Source organism: Sphingomonas sp. PP-F2F-G114-C0414 (assembly GCF_003688595.1).
Lineage (GTDB): Bacteria > Pseudomonadota > Alphaproteobacteria > Sphingomonadales > Sphingomonadaceae > Sphingomonas.
Map to the genome: position 1 here is coordinate 486442 of NZ_RCWT01000012.1, position 24359 is coordinate 510800.

Here is a 24359-nt window from a genome sequence, read left to right on the forward strand (position 1 = left end):
GAAGGACCCGCCCGATGACCGACCACGCTCCCCAATCGCATGACGGCATCGGCGTTTCGCTGGTCGACGGCGACCCCGCGATCCGTCGCGCGCGCCAGATCATGCTGCTCTCGGAGCACTATGACGTCCGCTCCTATGCGACCGGCGCGGCGCTGCTCGCCGACCCCAGATCGCGCGACGTACCCTGCATCGTCGTCGATGTCGAAGGCCCGGAGAGCACCGGCATGGCGACGCTCCAGGCGATGCGCGCGTCGGGCTGGCGCGGCAAGGCGATCCTGCTCGATGGCACCGCCCCGCCCCCCGCGCTGGTCCACGCCGCCGAGCGCCACGGCGACCGCATCCTCGACCGCACCGCTGGCGACGCCCCGCTGCTCACCGCGATCGCCGCGTCGATCGACCGCGGTTGGTTCGGCTGGAACGCGGAGGGGTGATTGCGGCGTAAGGATAGCCTGTTTTCTCGCAAAGGCGCGGACCCAGACGGAGCTACCGCCTTCGCGGAGGTCAAAAGCGTGTTCGATCCGCGTTCGTCATTCGAGCGCCCGTCCCACGCCCGCACCGATCGCTGGGGCGCGCTAGACTAGGTCCCGACTCTCGTGCCGCCGCACCCCGATCCTACGGTCTGGCAACGCCCAATTACCGTGGATTACGCCATGAATTCAGCCATCGATCGTCGCCGGCTTCGACGACCACAACTGACCGGCGAACTGCCGATCATCGAGCCGATCGCCTGACGCAGGCGCAGGGGGCTCCACAGCAATCCTGTCGAGCGATGCCCCCGTGGTGGTCCAAAGCCGACCTCCCCAGCCTTAAGCCATGCTTCCCGGCGTTCGCCAGCGCTGCGGCTGCCGTTCGCTGATCCATACTGCGCTGCGCACCATGGCAGCGGGAATGTGGGCTAGCAAGCGAGCTTAAGCGTCAGGCGCGGACGATGCGCGATCGGCCGGAGGCGCGGGGCGGCGCCGATACTCCGCACCGCCAACGTCGGCACGGGTTCGGCGATCAGGCCGGCGGCTTGGGCGGACAACACCTCTAGGTTCTCGCCATAGAGTTGCGCGAGCAGTTCGTGAGCCCGGCGCGCGCACGGCCCTGCGGCGGCATCGGCCATCGCCCGCGTGGCGTCGAGGCGGCGCTGAAAATAGAGTATCTCGGTGTGGATAGCGTTCATCACGAACTCCCCGCCGGTTCGCCCCCGCTGCCGCACGATGCGGGTGTCGATGAGCCAATCCGTATCCAGACGGTAGCGGGCATGGACGGCGTCGTCGGGACTCGGAAAGCACGTACCTTGCCAAGGTCGTCAGGCGAGCGCGGCGGCGTGCAGCGCGATCTGCGCGTCTTCCTGCGAGGGTAGTATCCGGATTTCGAGGTCTGGAACCCACGCGAGACCCGCGCGGATCGCTCGCGCGGTCGGCGCGTCGTTCTCGCCGATCCCGCCGGTCAGCACGAGCATGTCCGCCCCCCCAAGCGAGGCGATCATCGCCGCGATCTGCTTGCATACCGATCGCTCGAACATCCGGATGGCGAGGTCGGCGTCTTCGGTCGTCGCGGATCGCAGGACGCGCATGTCGCCGGACAGCCCCGATATACCCGTCATCCCGGAAGCATGATCGACCATCATCGCCAGCGCCTTGGCGTCCAGCTCGGTTTCTCGCAGCAGGTACAGCAACACGCCCGGATCGATATCGCCGGTCCGCGTCGCCATTATCACGCCGCCCGACGGGGTCAGCCCCATGCTGGTATCGATTGAAGCACCATTGCGCACGGCGGTCACGCTTGCACCGTTACCGAGATGCGCGATCACCAGCCGTGCCGGCATGTCGCCGCCGAGTTGGCGCACGATCGACTCGCAGGACAGCCCGTGGAAACCGTAGCGCCGCACGCCGCTCGCCTGGTATTCGCGTGGGATCGGCAGCGTCCGGGCGATGTCGGGCATGCCCGCATGGAACGCGGTATCGAAGCACGCGACCTGGGGCACGCGCGTATAGCGAGCCTCCGCGGCCCGGATCAGCGCCAGCGATGCAGGGCCGTGCAGCGGCGCGAACGCACACGCCGCCTCCAGATCCGCCATCACCGCATCGTCGATCTGACAATGCGCATCGCGGTGCGGGCCACCGTGGACGATCCGGTGACCGATCACCGTAGGCGTCGGCCACCCCGTCAACGCGGTCTCGATCGTATCGAAGAAGCGCGCGTGATCGTCGCCATCATCGTCGGGCGTCTCGATCGTCCCGCCAACCAGCAGGACCGGCTCCGGATCGACCGCGTACAGCCCGTATTTGAGCGACGACGACCCGCTGTTGAGCGCGAGAACTACCGCGCCCCCCTCTACCGTGCCCATTGCCAGTCACGCACCTCCGGCAGATCGTCGCCCTGCTCGGCGATGTAGAGCTTGTGCCGCTCCATCGTCGTCCAATACCGCGCCGTCTCGCGCGGCACGCGGTCGCGCAGCCGAGGCACGCGCTCGATCGCGTCGAGCGCCAGCCGGTACCGGTCGAGATCGTTCAGCACGACCATGTCGAACGGCGTCGTCGTCGTCCCCATCTCCTTGTACCCGCGCACATGGATATTGGCGTGATTGGCGCGCCGGTACGTCAGCTTGTGGATCATCGCGGGGTAGCCGTGGAACGCGAAGATCACCGGCTTGTCGCGCGTGAACATCGCGTCGAACTCGCGCTCGTCCAGCCCGTGCGAATGCTCGGAACGCGGCTGCAACACCATCAAGTCGACCACGTTTACCACCCGGATGCGGATGTCGGGCACGTACGCACGCAGCATCGTCACCGCCGCCAGCGTCTCCAGCGTCGGCACGTCGCCCGCGCACGCCATCACCACGTCTGGCTCGGCATCGTCGCCCGCCCAAGCCCAGATCCCCGCGCCCGCGGTGCAATGCCGCACCGCCGCGTCGATCCCGAGCCATTGCCATTCGGGCTGCTTCCCCGCGACGATCACGTTCACATAGCCGCGACTGCGCAGGCAGTGATCGCCGACCGACAACAGGCAGTTCGCGTCGGGCGGCAGGTAAATCCGCGCGACGTCCGCGGTCTTGTTCGCGACGTGGTCGATGAACCCCGGATCCTGGTGCGACAGCCCGTTGTGATCCTGCCGCCAGACATGCGACGTCAGCAGGTAATTGAGCGACGCGATCGGTCGCCGCCACGGGATGCCGCGCGTCACCTTCAGCCACTTGGCATGCTGGTTGACCATCGAATCGACGATGTGGACGAACGCCTCGTAGCACGAGAACAGCCCGTGCCGCCCGGTCAGCAGATACCCTTCGAGCCAACCCTGGCAGAGATGCTCGCTGAGCACCTCCATCACGCGCCCATCGGGCCCGAGATGCTCGTCGACCGCCTCGACCTCCGCCATCCACACCTTGCCCGAGACGTCGTAGACGTCGGCCAGCCGGTTCGACGCGGTCTCGTCCGGCCCGAACAGGCGGAAGTTCACGCTCGCAAGATTGAGCTTCATTACGTCGCGCAGATACCGGCCGAGCACGCGCGTCGCCTCGGCCTTCACCGTCCCCGGCGCGTCCACCGCCACCGCGAACTCACGGAAATCGGGCAGCGACAACGGCACCATCAGCTCACCGCCATTGGCATGCGGGTTCGATCCCATCCGCCGATGCCCGGTCGGTGCGAGCGACGCATACTCCTCCAGGAACTTGCCCGTCTCGTCGAACAGCTCCTCGGGTCGGTAACTCCGCATCCACGCTTCGAGCTGGCGCAGATGCTCGGGATCCTTGAAGTCCGCGATCGGCACCTGGTGCGCCCGCCACGTCCCCTCGACCGGCTTGCCATCGACGAACTTCGGCCCGGTCCAGCCCTTCGGCGTGCGGAACACGATCATCGGCCAGCGCGGTCGGTCGGGCGTCACGCCCTCGACACGCGCCGCCGCCTGGATCACCTGGATCCGCGCCAGCGCCTTGTCGAGCGCCGCGGCAAGCTGCTGGTGGACAGCTTCGGGATCGCTACCGCCTACATAATAGGGCTCATGCCCATAGCCGCGCAGCAACGCGTCCAGCTCATGCCCATCGATCCGCGCGAGAATCGTCGGGTTGGCGATCTTGAAGCCGTTGAGATGCAGGATCGGCAGCACCGCACCGTCGCGCGCGGGGTTGAGGAACTTGTTCGAATGCCAGCTCGCCGCCAGCGCGCCCGTCTCCGCCTCGCCGTCGCCGACCACGCACGCGACGATCAGGTCAGGATTGTCGAACGCCGCGCCATACGCATGCGCGAGCGAGTACCCGAGCTCGCCGCCTTCGTGCATCGATCCCGGCGTCTCGGGCGCGACATGGCTCGGGATGCCACCCGGCCACGAGAACTGCCGGAACAGCCGGTGCATGCCCGACCGGCTCCGCTCGATCGCGGGATAGCGTTCGGTGTACGAGCCCTCCAGATAGGTATTCGCGACCAGCCCCGGCCCGCCATGCCCCGGCCCGATGATGTTGATCATGTCGAGGTCATGCTCGACGATCAGGCGGTTGAGATGGACGTAGAGGAAGTTCAGCCCCGGCGTCGTCCCCCAATGCCCCAGCAGCCTCGGCTTGACGTCGGCGATCGTCAGTGGCCGATCGAGCAGCGCATTGTCGCGCAGATAGATCTGCCCGACCGACAGGTAATTCGTCGCCCGCCAATACGCGTCCATCCGGCGTAGCATGTCGTGGGACAGAGGGTGCGTCTTCGCAGGCGTTAGCGTTGCAGAATCGGCCATGTTCAGCTCCCGAAATCGAGGACGACGCGCGACGCGACCTGCCCGTGCTGGAGCCGGTCGAAGATGGCGTTGATCGCCGACAAGGGCTGCACTTCGATGTCGGCCTTAACCTTGCCATCCGCGGCAAAGGCGAGCGCCTCGGCCATGTCCTTGCGCGTCCCGACGAACGATCCGCGCACCGTGATGCACTGCGCCACGACGTCGAACAGCGGCATCGGAAAGTCGCCCGGCGGCAGGCCGACGAGCACGCACGTCCCCTTGCGCCGCGTCATCGCCACGCCCTGATTGAACGCGGTCAGCGACGGCGCGGTGATCAGCACGCCGTGCGTGCCGCCCCCGGTCCCGTCCTTGAGCGCCGCGATCGCGCCGGGCTTACGCGCGTCGATCAACAATTCCGCGCCCAGCGCCTTGGCATGCGCGAGCTTGCCCTCGTCGACATCGACCGCGGCAACGCGCAACCCCATCGCCTTGGCATACTGCACCGCGAGATGCCCCAGCCCACCGACGCCCGAGATCGCGATCCACTCGCCCGGCTTCGCGCCCGTTTCCTTGATGCCCTTGTAGGTGGTGATGCCCGCACAGATGATCGGGGCCGCCTCGATCGCGGACAGCCCGGCGGGAATATGCGCGACGTAATTCGGGTCGGCGAGGATATACTCTGCGAACCCGCCATTGCGCGTGTAGCCGCCGAACTCCGCCTCGGCGCACACCGTCTCCCAGGCGGACAGGCAGTATTCGCAATGCCCGCACGCGGAGTATAGCCACGGCACACCGACCCGGTCGCCAAGCTTCACGATCGTCACCCCCGCGCCGACTTCGACGACGATGCCGATCCCCTCATGCCCAGGGATGAACGGCGGCGTCGGCTTGACCGGCCAGTCGCCGTGCGCAGCGTGCAGATCGGTGTGGCACACCCCGCACGCTTCGGTCTTGACGACGATCTGTCCGGGCGCTGCGACCGGTACCGGCCATTCGCGCAAGGTCAGGGGTTTGCCGAACGCCTCGACGACGGCGGCGTGCATCATACGGGTCATGGAATTTCCTTGAAGATGCGGATGGATCAGCGTGCCATCCGGGCGACGAGCGCGGGATCGGCCAGCAAGGCCTCGTCCCCGAAGGCGATCTGCGCACACGTCCGCTGCGCCTGGACCGCAACCTCGCGCAGATACTGATCGGCAAAACGCGCGCTCAGCCCCGGCACGATGTGCGCAAACCGGCGATGCTCCTGCGATCGCATCCCGAACGCGTGAACGATATACTGGTCGAAGACGCTGTTCAGTCCCTGTCCCTGCCCCTGTTCGTCGAGCCAGATTTTGCTCGCCGCGGAGGTCGAGAAACTGACCAGACGCTTGCCGCCGAGCAGGTCGGTGCGCACGCGTCCCTGCAACGCCTCAGGCTGCACGCCCGCGCCGAACACGCGTTCGACATAGCCCTTGAGCATCGCCGGCGGTGTTCCGAACCAGATCGAATAGACGAGAACGAAGACGTCGCAGCCGGCGATCGCGTCGACTTCGGCCAGTACGTCTGCTTCGTATACCGCGCCCACGTTGGTCGGCCGCTCCGCCGCCTTGAGGACCGGATCGAACCCCATCGCGTACAAATCCCGCAACACGACCCCCTGCCCCGCCCCGCGCACCGCGTCGCAATAGGCGCCCGCGATCGCATGGTTGAAGCTCGACGGATCGGGATGACACAGGATCACGGCATGCCGTCCGCCTGTCGTGCCGCGCTCGCCACCTGCCATCGTTGCGTCCTCGCCAAAGTGTCACGATCCCCGACGGCCGCAGCGAAGCGTGGCGCGATCCTGCGGGGCATCTGGTCTGGCCGTTCTATCCGTCGACGGCCCCCGAAGTGACCCTCGGAAAGTACGCAGGTCGCAATGCTGCTGCGGCGTTCCGATACGTATCCAGGCTCTTTTCCGATGTGATCCGGTCAGTTGGAAACGTGCGACGTTGGCAGCCGAACCTCTTTGGCTCGCTATCTCTGGACGCTTGAACGGCCTTTTGATCAGTCCCGGCTCAAGCGGCCAGTTTGTGTAAAGTCATCGGTCACCGGACACGCCGCAGGACATGCCAAAAAGCGGCTGAAGCCGTCGCTCCCAGCTCTCCACGTAAATGACGCCTTTCGCCGGAGAGCAAACGATCACGCCCGGCAAAGATGCCATCGTCGATCGACCGAGGTTGGATTGCTAGCCGACCGGCAGGTTTCGATCATCGGAGCCTTCTCAAGTCGACGCCTCTGACGCGATCGCGACCGTGCGTGTGTAACGATCCACCGCGCGCTGCTGATCACGCGAGACAAACCGACGGGCGGCCGCTCTTCAGCTGCGACGATCACGAGCAGCCGTGGCTTGCCTTGGGCGAAAGCGTACGTCGGTAATTACGATATAGTCGGCACCACGCGCATAGACGCCTCGACGTCCGCCAGATTGCGTCGCAAGGCGGGGCCAAGATGGTCGATCAGCGCCCGCACGCTTCCATGAGACGCGCGCGCGGCGGGGAACACCAAATGCACGGGTACGGGCGGCTCCTCCCATTCCGGCAGCAGGCGTATCAGGCGGCCGTCCGCGATCGCGTCGACGATTTGATAGGAGCGAGCCTGGATCACGCCTTGGCCGCGCGTAGCGGCATCGATGGCGGCGGCTGCGTTGCTGATGCTGAGCCGGGGCTGGACCCGGACCGATCGCCGCTTGCGCGCGGGGGTCTTAGGGCTTGCGAACGTCCAGCGCTCCCCCTCGGCCGCGACGTCTAAGCCGATGCACGCGTGGTGCTCGAGATCGGCCGGGGTCGCCAGAGGTGCTGCCTTGTCCAGGTACTCCGGGGATGCGCACAGCAGCGTACGGACCGCGCCGATCCGGATCGCGCGCAGCGAAGAATCCCCCAGCGGCGCCAGCCGCACGGCGAGATCGACCCCTTCCCCGATAAGGTTGACCAAGCGGTTCATCAGAAGAACGCGTGCCGACACCAGTGGATGATCGTCGAGAAAGCTTTCGAGGAGCGGCAGGACGGCGATGCGGCCAAATAATTCGGGCGCGGTGAGCACGATATTTCCCTGGACCGGCGCGCCCGCGCCGATCGGCGTAAGGTGTTCGAGCTTCTCAAGCACGTCCCGCCATACCGTTACGTGATGCTCACCGGATGCGGTCAAGCTCAGCTTGCGGGTGGAGCGCAGCAGAAGCGTCTCGCCGGCGTCCCGCTCCAGCAACGCAACCGCGCGCGTCACGCTGGCCGGCGATCGCCCGTAGCGCTTGGCCGCCGCCGCGAGCGACCCGCGATCCACCGCGGCAACGAACAGCGCCATTGCTTCCAATCGATCCATCGTTTCGAATCCTGCAATCAAGCCTGCCATTATGCAAGGCTAACCGCCGCTCCCTGCAAGACGTACATGAGGTCAGCAAGGAGGCCGCATGCGCCATCGACCGACTCTCTACCCCCGCCGGACGCTTCTCTCATGGCTCGCGACAGGACCGGCGCTGGCGAGCATCCCAAGCCTTCTCACCGCCGCCCCGCCGCAACCAAAGGAACCGCCCGTGTCCAAAATTCACTATCGTCGAAAACAGGTCGGCGAGGTCGACGTCTTCTACCGCGAAGCCGGTCCCGCCGACGCGCCGGTGCTGTTGCTGCTGCATGGATTTCCCTCTGCAAGCCACATGTTCCGCGATCTGATCCCGTTGCTGGCAGACCGCTATCGCGTCATCGCGCCGGATCTGGCAGGATTCGGACAGACCAGGGCACCGGCGCGAGGGGCCTTCCCCTATACCTTCGACACGCTCGCGCGGGTGCTTGGGGAGTTCGTCGATGTGCTCGGCCTCGACCGCTACGCGCTGTACATCTTCGACTACGGGGCACCCGTCGGACTCAGGCTGGCAATGCGGCATCCCGAGAGAGTGACCGCGATCATCAGCCAGAACGGCAACGCCTATGAAGAAGGATTCAGCGATCAGTGGGGCGCCTGGCAAGCGTATTGGCGCGAACCGAACGACGCTCACCGCGAGGCCTGCCGCGCATCCTTGGCGCCGGACACGATCCGCGATTGGCAATATGGCACCGGCTCGGATCTCGCGCTGCTGTCACCGGACGGCTACGAACTCGACATCGCCTACATGGCGCGTCCGGGCGCTGCGGACATCCAGCTCGACCTGATCCTGGATTACCGCAGCAACGTCGCTCTGTACCCCGCCTTCCACGCGTATTTCCGCAAGCATCAGCCCCCGCTGCTAGCGGTGTGGGGCAGACATGATCCCGCTTTCATCCCCGCCGGTGCGCAAGCCTATCGGCAGGACCTTCCCAAGGCAGAGATACACCTCCTCGATGCCGGCCATTTCGCGCTCGAAACCCACCATGACGTGATCGCCAACTATATCCGGGACTTTCTCGGCCGAACGGTGACCTGAATTAGCAGGGGCGGTCGGGAGGTTACAACGCGCGCTGCGATCCATAGGCGCCGCGCGAGAGTGCGCCGCCGTAGCCGAGACCGGCGCGACAGCGGACGGGACACGCTTGCCAAGCCAGTCCCGTCCGTGGACGCCCCTCCGGCCCCAGGCTTGTTCTTACGCCGTGGCCACTTTGGTACGCGTGGAGGTATGACCGCCGGCGCGATACAACAGGTCGGCTGCATCGTCCGGGGTAATCCCGGCAGCGCTGGTATCGACCGACACGAACACGCCGCCCTCCTTGATGCGCCCCTCGTAGTAGCTCGCATCGACGCGACTGACGCCGTGGTCGGTCATCACCTTCTCGAGCCCCCCGATGGCCCCACCGAGCGCCGCGCCAGTGATCGCGGCACCGGGAATTGCCGCCGATGCGATCGCACCCGCTGCGACCAGGGGACCGACCCCGGGAATGGCCAGCGCCGCTATGCCGAGCAGGGTCCCGATGCCCGCGCCGGCCGCAACCTTGCCGGCGAACTCCTGCGTGTCGCCGTTGCCGTCGGTCGTCGCGGTCTTGCCATCGTGCTGAGCGACGATGGAAATGGCGCGGTCGTCGACCCCGGCAGCACGAAGCTCCGAGACCGCGCGCTCGGCGTCGGCGTGATTATCGAATACGGCGGATATGAGGTTCGTGCTCATGGTGCTTCCTGTCGATGGCTCGGTTGCAGATGCTCCTAAAAGCGGTGTCGACAGACGATCGTTCCAGACATTGAAGGTTACCGCCCCGGTAACCGAGAATAGCATCGGGCGGTCAGGCTTCGTCGCTCGAGATCGGCTTGCGCGCGGCCATCTGCACCGGCTTGCCGATGACCGGCCGGCCTGGTGGCCACCGCCGCGCAATGCAGCGATCCTTTGCGACCCTCGCGACAGTGACGGCATCGCCCTGATTGCCGCCAAGGACATGATACGCAGCGGCATCCTCGCCGACATAGAATCCGACGTGACCACCGCCCGGACGCGCGAACACCAGCACCGCGCCGGGTGCGAGCCGTTCCGGACGAAGCGCCTGCCCCCATGTCGACCATGACGTCGCGCGAACCGCGATCGCTACGGGCTCGATTTCGTCTTCCTGCAGACAATAGGCGACGAACACGCCGCACCACGGGACGCTGTCGGCGTTGTAGACCATGCCCAGCACTTTCGTGCCGAGCCGCTTCGCCCAGCCGAGAATGGTGGCGCTGTTCGCTGCACCGGCAGCCTCTTCGGTGCCCAACTTCGCTCTCGCCGCCTTCAACCACTTCGGCTCCGTTGGCACGACTTTAGTCCTCATATCCCGACACGATCCCAACAGCCCGCGGTTACGCTTGAACGCGCGGCGCTACACCATTCGCTCCACTACCGGCAGCATCGCGGCCACGACCGCAGCGATCGCCTTGGCGTTGGGATGCACCCTATCTGCCAGCACCATGTCGGAGTGCCCCAGCACACCCGGCGGGAAGAACGGCCAGACGGTCGCGCCGTGTTCGGCAGCCACCTCGGCATGAATGTGCAGATACGCCGCGGCGCGGTCGCGTATGAACGCCGGCGGCTCGACGGTCGTAAGGACCACGGGAATGCCGCAATCGCTCAAGCTCAGCAGGATGTTCGCGAGTTGCGCGCGGGTACGCGCTGTGGGCACCTGCCGCAGGACATCGTTCGGCCCGACCTGGACGATGGCCAGCGCTGGCCGCCGGTCGAAGCTGGAAAGCAGCCGTGGCAGGCGGCGTAGAACGTCGGCGCTCGTATCGCCTGATACTCCGGCATTCGTCACAGACATTCCGGGATGTCGATACCGCAGCGACGACTGCAGTTGCGCCGGAAAGCTGTCCGCGGCTGCCAGTCCGTATCCCGCAATGAGACTATCGCCGATCGCGAGGATGAGACGTGGGACGTTTTCCATAAGTCGCCGCGACATAGGTCACAGGCGCGGCAATATAAGGTGACGCGGGCATCTCATCGGTATTTCCGATGCGATCGTGTACGGGGTACCGTGCAGGAAAACGTCGTCGCTGCAGCGAGGGCGATCAGTGAACTGTCCGCCGGATCAATGCGTCGTCCGGCTGGCATCGGCCACGGCATTCAGGCAGTCCGCTAGCACCTCCCATTGTCGGTATTGCTCCGGTCGCCCTGGCGGCGTCTTCTGCATACCAGACGCTACGAGCGCGCAGGCACCGAGTTGCCCATGATCGGCCATCAGCGCAAATGCCTGCTCCCACGCGTCCTGCATCATGCCGACAACCAATCCGATTCGGCGTCGTCGACCGCGGCGAACATGTCGCCCTCAGCCTGCATGGCGCTGAGATGCTTCCGTACCGCTTCGGGATCGCCGTTGCGCGGAAAACGCCGGTCGGCAACCGCTCCGATCGCAAGCTGACCGACAAGGTCGTTGCGGTCCTTCTGCGTCACAAGCCATTGGCCGAACGCCGGCCTCGGCTCCTGCTGGTCGTCATCGTGATCGGTCATTCTCGCGTCCTACGAATCGTCGGTCTGACAATCGCATCGAATCCATGTTCTTGCAATGTTCTTGTGAATCAATCGGTGTCGAGCCTGGCTATGGGCACGCCGATCGCGACGTCTCCACACTGACGGAGCAATGATATGCGACAGGTTCTGCGGCTGAGGGCGGCTGATGCCAGCACGCAAGCAGGGATGGCCGGTTCGTCAGATGAGCCGAAGCCAGACGATGCCAGAAGGCAGGCTTGCTAGTTCACGGCAGAAGCGGAGCGCCCCGTAGCGATTGGTCGGCGAACGTACTCGGCTGCAAATTGTCTTTGTCATGCGACCCTGGAGATTCTGTCGACGATCATACGGATCGCATCCCGGTCGAGCGGTGCGGGGTCGATAGAATTGTGGATGCCGATCCCCTCGACAAGCGCATCTAGGGCCCGCGCCGTGACCGGATCGAAGAACCGCCCCAGCGCGGCGCGACTATTGTCCATCCATTGCTGCATGACCGTCGTCACGGCGGGATGGCGTGCCGCGTAGGCGTATAGCTCGTAGCTCAGCAACAGCGTGCGCGGATCCGCCCAGACGGACCCGGCAATGATGTCGATGACGCCCTCGATCGCCTCGCTGCGCGTGGTGGCTGCGTCCAGTCTCGACTCGAACGCGCCGGACGAGGTCGTCGCCAGCTGCAGGAACGCGGTCGTCAGCAGGTCTTCGAGCGATGCGAAATAATAGGTGACAGAGCCGAGCGGCACCGCGGCCGCCTCGGCGATCCGACGATGCGTGGTCCCCGCCACCCCGTGGCGTTCGATGACGACCAGTGTCGCGTCGACGATCCGCTGTCTGCGCTCCGGATCATTCCGCCGACGAGGTTCCACAGTCAATTTTTGCCTTTCCAGCAGTTATGTACATCTGTACACATTCGTCGATTGTAGCGAAAGGCAGCGCTTGTGAAGACCCCTGATATGTCGCGACGGACGGTTCTCGGCGGAGCGGCAGCGTTGGCGATCCCCGCGGTTGTGGCAACGCCAATCGCAGCGGCGAGCGGTAAATCGATACTCGGACGATCCGACGGGCGGTGGTTGAACGAACCGAAGAGCTGGACGGTCGAACCGAATGGCGACCTGTTGATCGTCACCGACCAGGGAACCGACTTCTGGCGGGAGACGCATTACGGTTTCACGCGCGACAGCGGTCATTTCCTCGGTTTCACCGCGCCCGACGCGTTCACCGCACAGGTCCGCATCCGTGGCCAGTATGAAAAGCTCTACGATCAGGCCGGGATCATGGTGCGGGTCGACGATCGCCATTGGGTCAAGGCCGGAATCGAACTGTCCGACGGACGCGCGATGCTCAGCAGCGTGTTGACCGACGGCAAGTCCGATTGGGCGACCGGGCCTTACGAGCATCCGGCGCAGGATTTTTGGATGCGCGCGACCGTCGCCAAGGGCGTGCTGCGACTTCAGGTATCGGCGGACGGCAAGACCTGGCCGCTGGTGCGCCTCGCGCCGTTCCCGATCGCCTCGTCGTACCAGGTCGGCCCGATGGCCTGCACACCCGAACGCAGCGGCCTGAAGATCCGGTTTTCCGATCTCCGTATCACCGCCCCGCTCGGCAAAGACCTGCACGATCTGACCTGAACATGGCGACCGAAAAGCAGAAGATGTTGCGCGGCGACCTGTACACCGCGGACGATCCCGAGCTTGTGGGCGACGCCGCGGCAGCCTCTGTCTGGCTCGCGCGTTACAACGCCGCGTCCGCTGCGCCTGCGTCCGAGCGGCATGCGATGCTGGCCGAAGCACTGGGCCACGTCGGCAACGGCGCCATCGTGCGATCGCCGTTCAACTGCGATTATGGCTACAACATCCACCTCGAGGACGGTGTCTTTCTCAATTTCGGATGCATCGTCCTGGATGTCGTGCCGGTCCGGATCGGCGCGGGAACGCAGATCGGACCGGGTGTCCAGATCCTGACGGCGGATCACCCCCGCGATCCAGTGATCAGGGCGAAGATGCTGGAGTTCGGCCGCCCGGTCGTCATCAGCCGCAACGTCTGGATCGGCGCCGGCGCGCTCATCCTGCCCGGCGTGACGATCGGCGACGACGCGATCGTCGGTGCCGGCAGCGTCGTCACCCGGGATGTCGCGGCGGGAACGACGGTCGTCGGCATTCCCGCACGCGTAGCGGCCAAGCGCGATCCCGGCGCGCGCGCTTGAAGCGCCGGCGTCAGCCTTACTTGCCCTTCAATGCGTCGGCGAGCGTCGTCCGCCACGGCGTCGTCGGGCGACCGATAAGCGCGCTGAGCGCCCGGCCGTCGTCGAACAATGAGCCGTTCGCCGCCTTTGCATCGCTTTCTGCGAGCATGTCGGCGATCGGTGCTGGGAGGCCGGCGCCTTCGAGGATCCGGCGATAATCGTCCTGCGGTAGATTCTGGTAGACGACCGGGCGTCCCGCGACCTCGCCGATCGCAGCAGCGAACTCGGCAAGCGTGAACGCATCGTCCCCGGCAAGTTCGAACACCCGGGTCTCGGCGGATCCATCGACCAGCACCACCGCCGCCGCATCGGCATAGTCTTCGCGGCTCGCGCTGGAAATCCGGCCGTCGCCTGCACTACCGACCAGTGCACCATGCTCGATCGCGGACGCGGCGGACATGACGTAATTCTCGGTATACCAGCCGTTACGGAGTATCGCGTACGGCAGGCCGCTTGCCTTGATCGCGACCTCGGTCGCGCGGTGCTCGACCGCCAAATTCATCGGATTGGCGTCGGCATGGAGGATGCTGGTGTACGCGATGTAGCCGACACCTGCCGTCTTGGCCGCGGCGATCACGGCCTTGTGCTGCGCCTCACGCGAACCGACATCGCTCGAGGAGATCAGCAGCAGCCGCTCGACCCCGGTGAGCGCGGGCTCGAGCGTATCCGCCGCATCATAATCGAATGCCCGCACGACGACGCCGCGTGCGGCAAGGTCGCTCAGCTTGGCGGGATTGCGTACGAGCGCGACGATGTCGGATGGCCTGGCCGTCCGGAGAAGGGCGTCGATGACCAGGCGACCAAGCTGGCCGGAAGCTCCCGTGACTGCGTACATGATGTTCTCCACTTTCACGCTGTTGATGAAGGCGAGGTAAGCGCCTAACTTACGAAAGAGAAGTACGCACAAAAAGGTTAGTTTTAGAAATGACCACCGCATCGTCCACGCGCCTCGCCGATCGGATGGAACGCGGCGACGTGTTCGCGCCGCGGTGCCCCTCGCGCGCAATCCTGCGGCACGTGACGAGCAGTTGGGGCACACTGGCGTTGATCGCGCTGCTACCGGGGACGCTCCGGTTCAGCGACCTGCGCCGCAAGATCGTCGGTGTCAGCGAACGCATGCTCTCACAGACATTGAAGCAGTTGGAAGGTGACGGGCTCGTCCGCCGCCAAAGCTTCCCGGTCGTACCGCCCCGCGTTGACTATGCGCTGACCGAGCAAGGCCAACAGGCCGCCCTCCTCGTACAGGCGCTGGCCGACTGGATCGAAGACACTCTGCCCGAGCTTACCGGTGGCCAAGCAAGGACCGAATAGCGTGGCATCTCGCGCACCGCCTGCGCCGAGCAGTTCACCAATTTGAAGGATACCAACGATGAAATATCAGCTGTGCAAATACCTGCCGCCCCGCGCGGATTCCTAGCGACGATGACCGACGACAAAAGACATCGATGGGCAGCACGGCGCATTGCTCGACGACCTGCTCGCCAAAGGGCAGATCGTGGCGCACGGCCCGGTGATCGATCCCGACGGCAGCTATGGCGTTTCGCTGTGCCGACTTGAGGACGATCAGGACATCGAGGCAATCACCGCGCTGGATCCGATCGTGCGAAACGGGATCGGACGTCACGAGCATTTGGATGCCCCATCTGAAGACGCGCAATTGAACGCCGGTGTTTTCAACGTGGCGCGGCAACCCAAGGTGAAAGCTAACGGTTGTAGGCCAGCTAGCCTCTTGTCGCCGCAGATTTACCTATCGACTTCCGGACTTCAGCCACTCGTTCATCAGGTTGGACGGCAGGGACTGGGTAGATCAGCGTTATAGCAGTCGTCGGAGAGGCGTGTGCGATAGCTGCCGTCGGGCTGCATCACCGCCTTTCTCCAAAACGATCAAACTTCAAGACAGATGGCAGCTGCAAATCCATAGTTCCGGCTAGTATCCTGATGGTCACCATTTGCATGCTGCCGCCCTCAGGATGGTCACCCCCGTGAGTAAGGAGCACATCTTCACGTGGCCTTAGACGTTGCTTTTGATTCCCCCATCGGGCTCGGGCATCGCGGAAGGCGGCTTTGTGATCGACGATCGGGGCCGGGAGTGGATTGTCGAGCCAGAGCCACGGTTCGTGTCCGAAACCGACCGGCACCGGTTCCAGTTCGGGGATCCACCGCCTGACGTACGTCTCGGACGGATCGAGATCGCGGCCTTGCTTGACCGGATTGAGGATGCGCGGACCGCGATCCTGCATGATCGTCCCATCGTTCAGGCCGACCTGTGGCCAGGTGATGCCGGGCTCATAGTCGTCGAACATCTCGGCAAGCGCGCCGCCGACCTCCGCCGCGGGGAGCTGAAGAAGCTGAACGCCGTAGGACGTGACCAGCTGCCGCAGCCGGAAATTGATCCACCCGGTGCCAGCCAGCTCCCGCATTGCGGCGTCGGGCATGGGGATGCCGGTGCGACCGTCTCGCCATGCCCGGACCCGCTCCATCTGCGCCGGAGTCGAGGCCAGCGGCGGCGTCGTGTCCTGGTATCGGGAGAACGTCGTCAGAAACCCCGTCCTCATGCTGACCCTGCTCCGGAAGTGGCGAAACGACGCACCTTCCGGCGTCCGTGATTGCCCAAGATTGGCCGCGTTCCAGGCGCGTTCGGCCTTGATGGTTTCCCATGTCGCACGGTCGCTCGACAGCGTTCCCGCGGCAAAATGGGTCGAGAGCTGGCTGGAACTCGTCCGGTCCCGACCTGGTATCCACATGTCGGCCAGATAATTGCGATCCGGAAGCGCAAGCAGGAACGCGCGCAGCAGCAAGATCGGGTGATCGTCAGGCAAGCGGTCGGATTCGACCTCCCGGTCATCCGACAGGAACGGACGGTCGGGTTTTGCGCCGCCCGGACCCAGCCGCCGGATCATCTCCCCGTTGACCGTCAGGAAGGGAATGTTCGCAGCCGCCAACTCCCGCTCCCACTCCCAACGATACGCGTTTTCGATCGCCATGCCGTCGACTGCGTTGCGAATGACGGATGTGCACCCCAACCGACGGCAGGCTTGCACCAACGATATGTCGTCTTCAGGACCCACGATTTCGAACGCGATGCCCCTGTCGCCCAGCTGCTTGCCGAGACGGATCTCAGCCGCATCCTCGATCTCCCGCCGGTGCTGGGTACGCAGGGGCCGGCCTCGCGCTTCGGGAAGAATGCGGAGAACCGCCAGTCCATCGCCGTTGGGGTCCGATGCCAAGGCGAAGGCGAGATTGTCTTCCAGTCGCAAATCCTCGGCCAGCAGGACTAGGATCTTTCCAGGCAAGGACGTTGGCATCGTCGGCACCCGTCAGTTCGGATTGACGACGAAGTTGGTGAAACCGCCGCTGCATTCGGCTTTTCTCACCATCTCTTCGAGCTGCATGTCGGAGTCGACATCGTACAGTCGTGCAGCCTGCATCATCTGTGGCATCACCATGAATTCATCCTCGTGGATCGATGAAACGAATGCTGCCGGCCCACCGCACTGCATGGGACGACAGCATCCGTGCTCTTCGGACTGGAAGGTCGTTAGGCCGCCGCCGCTGGATTGACGCTGGCTTCAGCGACATCGGTGTAGCGGCGGTCGAGCGCGTGGCACTCTTCGATCATCTGCTCCAGAGTCTCGGCATGCGCGGGCATCCCGAGCGCCTTGGCAGCGGCACCATGGGCGCCATAGGCTGCGATGAAATAGTGCAGCCCGGTCTGTTCACCCGTCACCAGCGCGACATCGATCTCGGGTTCCTCTGCCGCCTCGAGCGACAGGCCGACGCCCTCGCCGATACCCTTCATGATCTGATCGACGAAGTCGTTCGGCTGTTCACCGATGTCCGCAAGAAAGCCGACAAACGCCTTCTGGTGCCGTTCGAGCATCGTCCTGCCATCGCCAGCCAGCGCCTTGGCATCGCTGTCAGTGAAGTGCTGCTCGGCCTTCGACGCGGCCGCGATACCCTGCTCGCACGCCGAGCGTACGGCATGCGAGCCAGCTTTGTACCATTCCATATAGGCTGCTTTAGACATCGTGCGTCCTTGAACTGTGCCCCCGCGCACGCCGGTCCCGTGCCGCAATCACGGACGGAACGACGGACGAAAACGCGTTGAAAGGGTCGGGTGAAGAAATGCGATCGCCGCCGTCAATTAACGGAGGGTTTCGTCCATTAAAGACGCGTCGGCGCGATCATGGTTCCCGGGGTGATAGAAATAAGCCCTGAAAACAGTCTTCCGACTGCGCTGTCGCCCGAGAGCGTCGTCAGCTTTTGAGCAAACCGGTCGTGGTCAACAGCACGATCGCGTCATCGACATGACGACCGACATGCTCTTTCAGCAGTTCGGGATCGACGCCGAAGGTCGCCTGGAAACTGATCGGCTGAAGCGCGAGTTCGACGAACCGGCAGGCGATCGGCAGGGCACTCTCGACCGACCCGCTCCCGTCCGGACCGACGATCGCCTCCGCGACGAAGCGCGCCGTGCCGTCGAAGCTCTTTTGATACCCGAGCGTCGCCAACGCCGGAAAGTTGCCGGCCTCTGCCGCGGTAATCCGCATCAGTGCGACACACCGCGCATCGAGCATCACCCGCGCCAGCTCACGTCCGAGATGACGCAGCCGGCTTTGCACGTCGCCATCGGACGGGGCGGCTTTCAGATCGTCGAACATTGCGTCGATCGACCGCGTCACTACCGCGGCGAACAAGGCCTCCTTGTTCGCATACCGGCCGTAGAGCGTCGATTTTCCCGTCCGCGATCGTTCCGAGACCTGGTCCAGCGTCGTCCGCCCAAACCCCTGTTCGAGAAACAGCGCGGTCGCGGCGTCGAGGACGCGCTCATCCACAAGCCCGCGATCTTCGGCGCGGGGGCGGCCTCTACGCGGGCGATCTGTCGGAGGAGCGTCGGCCATAGCGTCAGAGTTAGTCCATTCACCCGGCATTGCAACAAAGGACGATACCGTCCGTTATTGCGCGATGGTCGATCGGGCGCTCCTATTCGCCAAACATTCGGGCGACAACACCAAGGCGTGGGTCGCTGCACATCGCGGTGCAATGCATGCCGCGCGCGACGATCATCTCGCGCTTGAGGAGGACCCGATCGATCGCGCCAACGAATATGATCCGGAGATCGCTAGCGTCCTCTTCCGCGCCGTCGAACCCGTGGTCGCCGTCTCCGCCACCGGCGCCTAACCATCCCCACAAGGAGAATCCAGACGATCGCTGCCGCTACGTTCAAGTTTCTGCGCGACCTGGGCAAGAACAATGACAAGGAATGGTTCGAGGCGCACCGCGACCGCTACGATACAGCGCTCGAGAACCTGACGGACGTCGCGGCGACGCTGATCGACGCCGCCGCCCGCTACGACGAGGCGGTGGCCGGGCTCGATCTCGATCCGAAGAAGTGCGTCTCGCGGATCCACCGCTACATGCGGCCCAACCGGTCATACCCCGCGCCCGCGTCGGGGGACACGGTCGGGCGACCGAGCGTACGCGCCTGCTTCTGACTCTCGGCGAGCGCTTCTTGGTGGGCGCGTGCTGCGCCGAGTTGCGGGTTGGTCGCATAGGCCGTCGCTATCGCCTCGCGCAGGGTTTCCGCCGAAACCGGTGCAGCAAGGAACGCCACGCCGATCAACGCCAGCGACTTAGTCATGGCGGAGCGCCCAAGCCGGCACAGCACGGCTGGCGCGGAGCGACTGGCCCAGCACGGTCAACACTGCGATCGCAAGCGCGAGCAGGCTGGCGCCGACGAAATAGAGCGGCGATAGCGTGATCCGGTCGTCGAAGCCGGCCAGCCACGTCCGCATCGACACAAAGGCGAGCGGCCATGCGATGACGTTGGCGATCAGCACAGGGCGGAGAAACTGGCCGACCAGGAGCATGACGATATCGGCGGACGACGCGCCGAGCGTCTTCCTGATCCCGATCTCCCGGATCCGCCGCGCGGTGTTGAACGAGGCCAGACCCCACAGCCCGACGCAACCGATCAGCACCGCCAGCGCTGCGCCGATGCCGAAGAGCCGCGTGGCGCGGTCGTCGGTCTCGTAAAAGGCGTTCAGGCGGGTATCGGCGGTGTCGGCGGCGAACGGCACCTGCGGCACGGTCCGCTGCCAGACCTTCCTCACCGCGTCGAGCATCGCGCGGGGGTCGCCCGCAAAGCGGATCGAGGCGACCGCCGTGCCGGTACGCTCGGGCTCGCGGTAATAGATATAGTAGGCCGCGCTGTTGGGTTCGCGAGGCGAGGAAAAGCGCATGTCGTCGACCACGCCGATAATCGTCCGCGGCCGGTCGCCGCCAACCGTCTTGCCGACCGCATCCTCCGGCGAGCGGAAGCCCAGCACAGCGACCGCGCGTCGGTTGATGACGATGGCTATGGGCATCCCTTTTGCGCGGGACGGATCGTCGTCCGTGCGATGCGCTTCGTCGAAGACCCGGCCAGCTAGCAAACGCGTGCCGTAGACGCGGAAGAACGCCGGCCCGACGATCGACCAGCGGAGCGACGGTCCCGGACCGGCAACGCCCGGCAAGGGTACGTTGTCACTATTGTCTTCGCCGCTACCGCCCACCGCGGTATTGCCAACGGCGATACCGGTGACACTTGGAAGATCGCGGACCGCCGCGATGACCGCGCGACGCTGCGCGCTGTCGACGAGGCTGTCGCGCATCGACAGGAGCACGAGCAGCCCGTCGCGCCGAAAGCCGAGATCGGACTGGCGGACGTGACGGGTCTGCGCGACCAGCACCGTCGTGCCGATCATGAACGCGATCGCCAGCGCGAACTGCAGCACGACCAGCGCCTCGCGCGTGCGGGTTCCGGCAAGGCCGCCGCCTGGTGAACGCGCCGACGCCAGCACCGCCGCCGCGGGAAACCGCGACAGCAGCACCGCCGGATAGAAGCCGGCGAGAATCCCCACCACCACCGCAAGCACCGCCAGCGCGGGCACGACGAGCGCATAGGGAATGCTCAGCGACAGGCCTCCGGCCGCATTGACCAGCGGCAGTCCGAGCTCGGCGAGAATCAGCCCGGTCAGGCCCGCAAAGATCACGGTCAGCACCGCCTCCCCCAGGAACTGGCGAACCAGCGTGGCGCGGTCCGCACCCAGGACCTTGCGCATCGCCACCTCGCGTGCGCGCAGACCGGCGCGTGCGGTCGCCAGGTTAACGTAGTTCACGACCGCGATGACCAGCGTCAGCAGCCCGACCAGCCCGAGCGTCACCACGGTGATCTTGCGGCTGGCGCTTTGCGATCCGGTCGGCTCGAGATGAAGCCGGTCGATCGGCAGAACGGCGATCCGCTGCGTGTCCCACGCATTCTTGCCGAGATCCGCCAAGCCTCGCCGGTTCACGAACGACGGCATTGTCTGCGAAAACGCGCGCGCGGCGGCCGGCGTATCGAACCGCAGGAACGTCTGGAGCGACGTACTGCCCCAGTGGAACCAGCTCTCCGACGGCGGGGTCCGCGGTAGCGGGATCAGGATCGAGAGCCGCAGGTCGCTGGTCTTGGGCAGGTCGCGGAAGACGCCGGCGATCTGGTAGTTGGTCTGCGCATCCGTCGCGATCGTCAGCGTCTGACCGACGGGGTTGGCGGTGCCGAAATATTTGCGCGCCACGCTCTCACCGATCAGCGCGTTGGTTGGGCTGGCAAGCGCGGCGCGGCCGTCGCCCCGCGCCATTGGCAGGTCGAATACCCGGAAGAACGATGCATCGACCTGCGCGACGTCCTCGGCCGTCGCGACACCGCCGCGGATCACCGATCCCCCGTTCTCGCCGCCGCGGATCCGCGTGCCGACGATACCGGGAAAGTCCTCACGCAGCTGGTCCAGCAGACCGCCCATCGTGTTCGGATAGGCACCGTTGACGGGGCTTTCCGGCAGGTTCCACACCGTCTGCACGACATAGATTCCGTCGTGGCGCGGCAGCCATTTCTCGAAGCTCGTCTCGAACCGGACATAGAGCCCGAGGACGAGAAAGACGGCGATCCCTACCGCCAGCCCGCCGATGTTGAGCGCAGCATAAAGCCGGTGGCGGGTCAGCGACCGGTAGAGCGAGAGCAGGGCGAAGCGGTTCATTGCGGATGATCCGAACGAGAGGAGATGGCGACGGGATCAGTCATGGCGCAGGGCCCAGGCGGGCGCGGCACGACTGGCACGGACCGACTGGCCGACGATGGTGATCAGCGCGATCGCGAGCGCGAGCAGGCTGGCGCCGACGAAATAGATCGGCGACAGCGCGATCCGGTCATCGAACCCGGCCAGCCACGTCCGCATCGCGACGAAGGCAAGCGGCCACGCGACCAGATTGGCGATCAGTACGGGCCGCAGGAACTGGCCGATCAACAGCCGGACGATGTCGGCGGACGATGCGCCGAGCGTCTTCCTGATGCCGATCTCGCGAATCCGCCGCGTCGTGTTGAACGAGGCGAGGCCCCATAGCCCGACACAGGCGATCAGCACCGCCAGCCCTGCACCGATCCCGAACAACCGTGCGGCGTGATCGTCGGCTTCGTAGAATGGCGCGAGCCGCTGGTCGGCGGTTTCGACCGACAACGGAACTTCGGGCGCGAGCCGGCGCCATGTCGCGCGCACCGCGTCAATGACGGCTTTGCGGTCGCCCGCGTAGCGGATCGCCGCTACCGGGGTCGGCGGCATATCGCGATAATAGACGTAATACGTCGCCTGGTCGGGTGCGCGTGGCGCATAAAAGCGGAGCTGGTCGATCACGCCGATGATCGTGCGGGGCATGCCGCCGCCGACCGTTTTGCCGATCGCTTCGGTCGGCGAGCGGAAGCCGAGCGCCGCCGCGGCCTTGCGGTTGATGACGATATTTCGCCCCTTCGGCCACGCCTTCCAGTCGCTCGAATCGTCCGCGCCGTGGACATCGTCGAATAGACGTCCGGCAAGTAGCGTGACGCCGTAGGTGCGGAAGAAGCCTTTGCCCGCAATAATCGTGGCGACCGACAGGCCCGGAGGGGGGCGTCCCGGCATGTCGATCACGTCGATATTGGCGGTACCGTCGCCGCCCGGTCCGGTGCCTCCGACACCGACAGACTCGACACCGGGCAGCGCGCGCATCGCCGCGAGGATCGCGGTCGCGCGCGCCGGCCAGATCGCCTTGTCCAGCAACGAAGGGACGGTAAGCAGGCCATCGCGCCGGAAACCGAGATCCGCCTTGCGGACATGCGCGGTCTGCGCAGCGAGGATCATCGTGCCGGTGACGAACGCGATCGCTAGGCCGAACTGGAACACTACCAGTGCCTCGCGCAGATGCGTTCCTGCGCGCCCCCCGCCAGGCGCGCGCGCCGACGCGAGCACCGCTGCGGCAGGATAGCGCGACAACAGCAGCGCAGGATAAAACCCGGCGAGCAGACCAACGATCAGCACCACAACCGCCAGCGACGGCACGACCGGCGCATAGGGGATCGTGAGCGCCAGCCCCGCCGCCGCATTAACGAACGGCAGGCCGAGTTCGGCAAGGATCAGGCCGAGCAGGGCGGCGAGCGCAGCGGTGGCGATCGCCTCGCCTAGAAACTGACGGATCAGCGCGGCCCGGTTGGCGCCCAGCACTTTGCGCATCGCCACTTCTCGCGCACGCAGGCTGGCCCGCGCGGTGGCGAGATTCACGTAGTTCACGATCGCGATCAGCAGCGTCAGCACCCCGACAATGCCGAGCGTCGCAACCGTCAGCTTGCGTGCCCCGCTCTCCTCGCCGACCGGTCGCAGATGCGCGGCCGCGATCGGGATCAGCGGCAGCGAGAAGATATCGGTCGGTGCCGGCCCGAGATCCTGTCCCGCATGGCGTTTGATGAAAGCCGGCAGCGCCTGCTGAAACCGCTGTGCCGCACCCGGCGTCTCGAAACGCAGATAGGTCCAGAGCGACGCGGTGCCCCATTTATACCATGCCCATTCGGCGGGCGGCGGCGTGCGCGGGATCGGCAGCAGGATCGAGAAGTGGAGATCGGTGTTGGCCGGCAGATCCTCGAACACGCCCGCGACGCGGTAATTGGCGGGTGCATCGACCGCGATCCGGATCGTCTGCCCGACCGGATCGGTGGTGCCGAAGAATTTGCGCGCGGCGGAGCGGCTGACCAGCGCGGCAACCGGATCGGTCAGCGCTCGCGCGCCCTCGCCGCGCACCATCGGCAGGTCGAACACGTCGAAGAACGTCGCATCGACCTGCGCGACATCCTCCTTGGTGGCGTCGTCGCCGCGCAACACGGTGCCGCCGCCCTTGCCGCCGCGGATACGCGTGCCGACGAGGCCGGGGAAATCCTGCCGCATCTGTTCGAGCATGCCAGACATGGTTCCCGGATAGGCGCCGTTGAACGCGTTGCCCGGCAGATGGAGCGCGCTTTGCACGACATAGATGCCCCGGTGTCGCGGCAACCACGTCTCGAAGCTCGTCTCGAACCGGACATACAGGCTCAGAACCAGGAACACGGCGATGCCAATCGCGAGCCCGCCAATGTTGAGCGCGGCATGCAGCTTGTGACGCGTGAGCGACCGGTAGAGCGAGAGCAGGGCGAAACGGTTCATCGCGCGCGTGACCTTTCGAACAAGG

At 65.4% G+C, this 24359-nt stretch carries 27 protein-coding genes; 8 read left to right on the plus strand and 19 right to left on the minus strand.

Annotated elements, in window-relative coordinates; all coding sequences use genetic code 11:
- Positions 1-14 precede the first annotated feature (14 nt).
- Complete coding sequence (locus C8J47_RS14230) at positions 15-431, plus strand: response regulator (protein ID WP_121886164.1); 417 nt, start codon at positions 15-17, stop codon at positions 429-431.
- A 464-nt stretch (positions 432-895) separates the two neighbouring features.
- On the opposite strand, the gene C8J47_RS14235 is transcribed toward C8J47_RS14230, so the two are convergent.
- From C8J47_RS14235 to C8J47_RS14260, 6 genes are all read right to left on the minus strand, one after another.
- A complete protein-coding gene (locus C8J47_RS14235; protein ID WP_121886165.1) occupies positions 896-1165 on the minus strand; it encodes a hypothetical protein in 270 nt (89 codons plus the stop codon).
- A 129-nt stretch (positions 1166-1294) separates the two neighbouring features.
- The gene (locus C8J47_RS14240; RefSeq protein WP_121886166.1) at positions 1295-2335 is read right to left on the minus strand and encodes an acetate/propionate family kinase; all 1041 of its coding nucleotides are present in this window, start codon (positions 2333-2335) and stop codon (positions 1295-1297) included.
- Entirely contained in the window at positions 2323-4707 is a 2385-nt protein-coding gene (locus C8J47_RS14245; protein WP_121886167.1) for a phosphoketolase, read from the minus strand. The genes C8J47_RS14240 and C8J47_RS14245 overlap by 13 nt, the downstream gene beginning before the upstream one ends.
- Before the next feature lie 2 nt (positions 4708-4709).
- Positions 4710-5741, minus strand: a complete 1032-nt coding sequence (adhP, locus tag C8J47_RS14250) for an alcohol dehydrogenase AdhP (protein ID WP_121886168.1) — start codon at positions 5739-5741, stop codon at positions 4710-4712.
- A gap of 26 nt (positions 5742-5767) precedes the next feature.
- Positions 5768-6451, minus strand: a complete 684-nt coding sequence (locus C8J47_RS14255) for an NAD(P)H-dependent oxidoreductase (protein ID WP_121886169.1) — start codon at positions 6449-6451, stop codon at positions 5768-5770.
- 635 nt (positions 6452-7086) lie between these two features.
- Positions 7087-8055: a LysR family transcriptional regulator gene (locus C8J47_RS14260; RefSeq protein WP_121886170.1), complete on the minus strand. Its 969-nt coding sequence runs from the start codon at positions 8053-8055 to the stop codon at positions 7087-7089.
- A gap of 58 nt (positions 8056-8113) precedes the next feature.
- On the opposite strand from C8J47_RS14260, the gene C8J47_RS14265 reads away from it, so the two are divergent.
- Positions 8114-9100, plus strand: coding sequence for an alpha/beta fold hydrolase (locus tag C8J47_RS14265; RefSeq protein ID WP_121886171.1), 987 nt, complete (start codon positions 8114-8116; stop codon positions 9098-9100).
- 156 nt (positions 9101-9256) lie between these two features.
- On the opposite strand, the gene C8J47_RS14270 is transcribed toward C8J47_RS14265, so the two are convergent.
- The 5 genes from C8J47_RS14270 to C8J47_RS14295 form a co-directional block, all read right to left on the minus strand.
- Entirely contained in the window at positions 9257-9775 is a 519-nt protein-coding gene (locus C8J47_RS14270) for a general stress protein (protein WP_121886172.1), read from the minus strand.
- Positions 9776-9887: 112 nt separating this feature from the next.
- The gene (locus C8J47_RS14275; protein WP_183129117.1) at positions 9888-10391 is read right to left on the minus strand and encodes a TIGR02594 family protein; all 504 of its coding nucleotides are present in this window, start codon (positions 10389-10391) and stop codon (positions 9888-9890) included.
- Between the two features lie 63 nt (positions 10392-10454).
- Positions 10455-11015 (minus strand): GDSL-type esterase/lipase family protein, encoded by a 561-nt coding sequence (locus C8J47_RS14280; protein WP_183129118.1) that lies wholly within the window; start codon positions 11013-11015, stop codon positions 10455-10457.
- Between the two features lie 326 nt (positions 11016-11341).
- Complete coding sequence (locus tag C8J47_RS14290) at positions 11342-11578, minus strand: YozE family protein (protein WP_056050007.1); 237 nt, start codon at positions 11576-11578, stop codon at positions 11342-11344.
- A gap of 311 nt (positions 11579-11889) precedes the next feature.
- Entirely contained in the window at positions 11890-12438 is a 549-nt protein-coding gene (locus C8J47_RS14295; RefSeq protein WP_121886175.1) for a TetR/AcrR family transcriptional regulator, read from the minus strand.
- A gap of 141 nt (positions 12439-12579) precedes the next feature.
- Between C8J47_RS14295 and C8J47_RS14300 the strand changes: the two genes are divergently transcribed.
- Together C8J47_RS14300 and C8J47_RS14305 are read left to right on the plus strand one after the other, a co-directional pair.
- Positions 12580-13200: a DUF1349 domain-containing protein gene (locus C8J47_RS14300; RefSeq protein ID WP_220683380.1), complete on the plus strand. Its 621-nt coding sequence runs from the start codon at positions 12580-12582 to the stop codon at positions 13198-13200.
- A 2-nt stretch (positions 13201-13202) separates the two neighbouring features.
- Positions 13203-13775 carry a sugar O-acetyltransferase gene (locus C8J47_RS14305; protein WP_121886177.1) on the plus strand — a complete coding sequence of 191 codons (573 nt, stop codon included), beginning with the start codon at positions 13203-13205 and terminating at the stop codon, positions 13773-13775.
- A gap of 16 nt (positions 13776-13791) precedes the next feature.
- Here the strand turns inward: C8J47_RS14305 and C8J47_RS14310 are convergent, their stop codons facing one another.
- The gene (locus C8J47_RS14310; protein WP_121886267.1) at positions 13792-14649 is read right to left on the minus strand and encodes an SDR family oxidoreductase; all 858 of its coding nucleotides are present in this window, start codon (positions 14647-14649) and stop codon (positions 13792-13794) included.
- 89 nt (positions 14650-14738) lie between these two features.
- Here C8J47_RS14310 and C8J47_RS14315 point away from each other — a divergent pair, with 89 nt between their 5' ends.
- Positions 14739-15125 (plus strand): helix-turn-helix domain-containing protein, encoded by a 387-nt coding sequence (locus tag C8J47_RS14315; protein ID WP_121886178.1) that lies wholly within the window; start codon positions 14739-14741, stop codon positions 15123-15125.
- A 130-nt stretch (positions 15126-15255) separates the two neighbouring features.
- Positions 15256-15633: a YciI family protein gene (locus tag C8J47_RS14320; protein ID WP_259467578.1), complete on the plus strand. Its 378-nt coding sequence runs from the start codon at positions 15256-15258 to the stop codon at positions 15631-15633.
- Between the two features lie 43 nt (positions 15634-15676).
- Here C8J47_RS14320 and C8J47_RS14325 read toward each other — a convergent pair whose 3' ends face one another.
- From C8J47_RS14325 to C8J47_RS14335, 4 genes are all read right to left on the minus strand, one after another.
- The gene (locus tag C8J47_RS14325; protein ID WP_183129119.1) at positions 15677-17107 is read right to left on the minus strand and encodes an FAD-binding domain-containing protein; all 1431 of its coding nucleotides are present in this window, start codon (positions 17105-17107) and stop codon (positions 15677-15679) included.
- Between the two features lie 24 nt (positions 17108-17131).
- On the minus strand, positions 17132-17260 hold the full coding sequence (locus tag C8J47_RS19585; RefSeq protein WP_259467563.1) for a hypothetical protein: 129 nt from the start codon (positions 17258-17260) through the stop codon (positions 17132-17134).
- 92 nt (positions 17261-17352) lie between these two features.
- A complete protein-coding gene (locus C8J47_RS14330) occupies positions 17353-17841 on the minus strand; it encodes a DUF892 family protein (RefSeq protein ID WP_121886180.1) in 489 nt (162 codons plus the stop codon).
- A 229-nt stretch (positions 17842-18070) separates the two neighbouring features.
- A complete protein-coding gene (locus C8J47_RS14335) occupies positions 18071-18649 on the minus strand; it encodes a TetR/AcrR family transcriptional regulator (protein ID WP_220683382.1) in 579 nt (192 codons plus the stop codon).
- 130 nt (positions 18650-18779) lie between these two features.
- On the opposite strand from C8J47_RS14335, the gene C8J47_RS14340 reads away from it, so the two are divergent.
- Entirely contained in the window at positions 18780-18995 is a 216-nt protein-coding gene (locus tag C8J47_RS14340) for a hypothetical protein (protein WP_121886182.1), read from the plus strand.
- Between the two features lie 59 nt (positions 18996-19054).
- Complete coding sequence (locus tag C8J47_RS19805) at positions 19055-19309, plus strand: DUF2461 family protein (protein WP_404969283.1); 255 nt, start codon at positions 19055-19057, stop codon at positions 19307-19309.
- Here the strand turns inward: C8J47_RS19805 and C8J47_RS14350 are convergent.
- The 3 genes from C8J47_RS14350 to C8J47_RS14360 are packed head-to-tail and all read right to left on the minus strand — an operon-like array spanning position 19228 to position 24334.
- On the minus strand, positions 19228-19455 hold the full coding sequence (locus C8J47_RS14350; RefSeq protein ID WP_310886134.1) for a hypothetical protein: 228 nt from the start codon (positions 19453-19455) through the stop codon (positions 19228-19230). The genes C8J47_RS19805 and C8J47_RS14350 overlap by 82 nt on opposite strands.
- Positions 19448-21871 carry an ABC transporter permease gene (locus C8J47_RS14355; protein WP_121886184.1) on the minus strand — a complete coding sequence of 808 codons (2424 nt, stop codon included), beginning with the start codon at positions 21869-21871 and terminating at the stop codon, positions 19448-19450. The genes C8J47_RS14350 and C8J47_RS14355 overlap by 8 nt, the downstream gene beginning before the upstream one ends.
- 36 nt (positions 21872-21907) lie before the next feature.
- Positions 21908-24334, minus strand: coding sequence for an FtsX-like permease family protein (locus tag C8J47_RS14360; RefSeq protein ID WP_121886185.1), 2427 nt, complete (start codon positions 24332-24334; stop codon positions 21908-21910).
- Between the last annotated feature and the right edge of the window lie 25 nt (positions 24335-24359).

Bases quoted from the DNA above. Each gene is read 5' to 3' on its own strand.
- C8J47_RS14230 (WP_121886164.1), top strand. From the start codon at position 15: ATGACCGACCACGCTCCCCAATCGCATGACGGCATCGGCGTTTCGCTG.
- C8J47_RS14235 (WP_121886165.1), bottom strand. From the start codon at position 1,165: ATGAACGCTATCCACACCGAGATACTCTATTTTCAGCGCCGCCTCGAC.
- C8J47_RS14240 (WP_121886166.1), bottom strand. From the start codon at position 2,335: ATGGGCACGGTAGAGGGGGGCGCGGTAGTTCTCGCGCTCAACAGCGGG.
- C8J47_RS14245 (WP_121886167.1), bottom strand. From the start codon at position 4,707: ATGGCCGATTCTGCAACGCTAACGCCTGCGAAGACGCACCCTCTGTCC.
- adhP (WP_121886168.1), bottom strand. From the start codon at position 5,741: ATGACCCGTATGATGCACGCCGCCGTCGTCGAGGCGTTCGGCAAACCC.
- C8J47_RS14255 (WP_121886169.1), bottom strand. From the start codon at position 6,451: ATGGCAGGTGGCGAGCGCGGCACGACAGGCGGACGGCATGCCGTGATC.
- C8J47_RS14260 (WP_121886170.1), bottom strand. From the start codon at position 8,055: ATGGCAGGCTTGATTGCAGGATTCGAAACGATGGATCGATTGGAAGCA.
- C8J47_RS14265 (WP_121886171.1), top strand. From the start codon at position 8,114: ATGCGCCATCGACCGACTCTCTACCCCCGCCGGACGCTTCTCTCATGG.
- C8J47_RS14270 (WP_121886172.1), bottom strand. From the start codon at position 9,775: ATGAGCACGAACCTCATATCCGCCGTATTCGATAATCACGCCGACGCC.
- C8J47_RS14280 (WP_183129118.1), bottom strand. From the start codon at position 11,015: ATGGAAAACGTCCCACGTCTCATCCTCGCGATCGGCGATAGTCTCATT.
- C8J47_RS14290 (WP_056050007.1), bottom strand. From the start codon at position 11,578: ATGACCGATCACGATGACGACCAGCAGGAGCCGAGGCCGGCGTTCGGC.
- C8J47_RS14305 (WP_121886177.1), top strand. From the start codon at position 13,203: ATGGCGACCGAAAAGCAGAAGATGTTGCGCGGCGACCTGTACACCGCG.
- C8J47_RS14310 (WP_121886267.1), bottom strand. From the start codon at position 14,649: ATGTACGCAGTCACGGGAGCTTCCGGCCAGCTTGGTCGCCTGGTCATC.
- C8J47_RS14315 (WP_121886178.1), top strand. From the start codon at position 14,739: ATGACCACCGCATCGTCCACGCGCCTCGCCGATCGGATGGAACGCGGC.
- C8J47_RS19585 (WP_259467563.1), bottom strand. From the start codon at position 17,260: ATGGTGATGCCACAGATGATGCAGGCTGCACGACTGTACGATGTCGAC.
- C8J47_RS14330 (WP_121886180.1), bottom strand. From the start codon at position 17,841: ATGTCTAAAGCAGCCTATATGGAATGGTACAAAGCTGGCTCGCATGCC.
- C8J47_RS14340 (WP_121886182.1), top strand. From the start codon at position 18,780: ATGGTCGATCGGGCGCTCCTATTCGCCAAACATTCGGGCGACAACACC.
- C8J47_RS14350 (WP_310886134.1), bottom strand. From the start codon at position 19,455: ATGACTAAGTCGCTGGCGTTGATCGGCGTGGCGTTCCTTGCTGCACCG.
- C8J47_RS14355 (WP_121886184.1), bottom strand. From the start codon at position 21,871: ATGAACCGCTTCGCCCTGCTCTCGCTCTACCGGTCGCTGACCCGCCAC.
- C8J47_RS14360 (WP_121886185.1), bottom strand. From the start codon at position 24,334: ATGAACCGTTTCGCCCTGCTCTCGCTCTACCGGTCGCTCACGCGTCAC.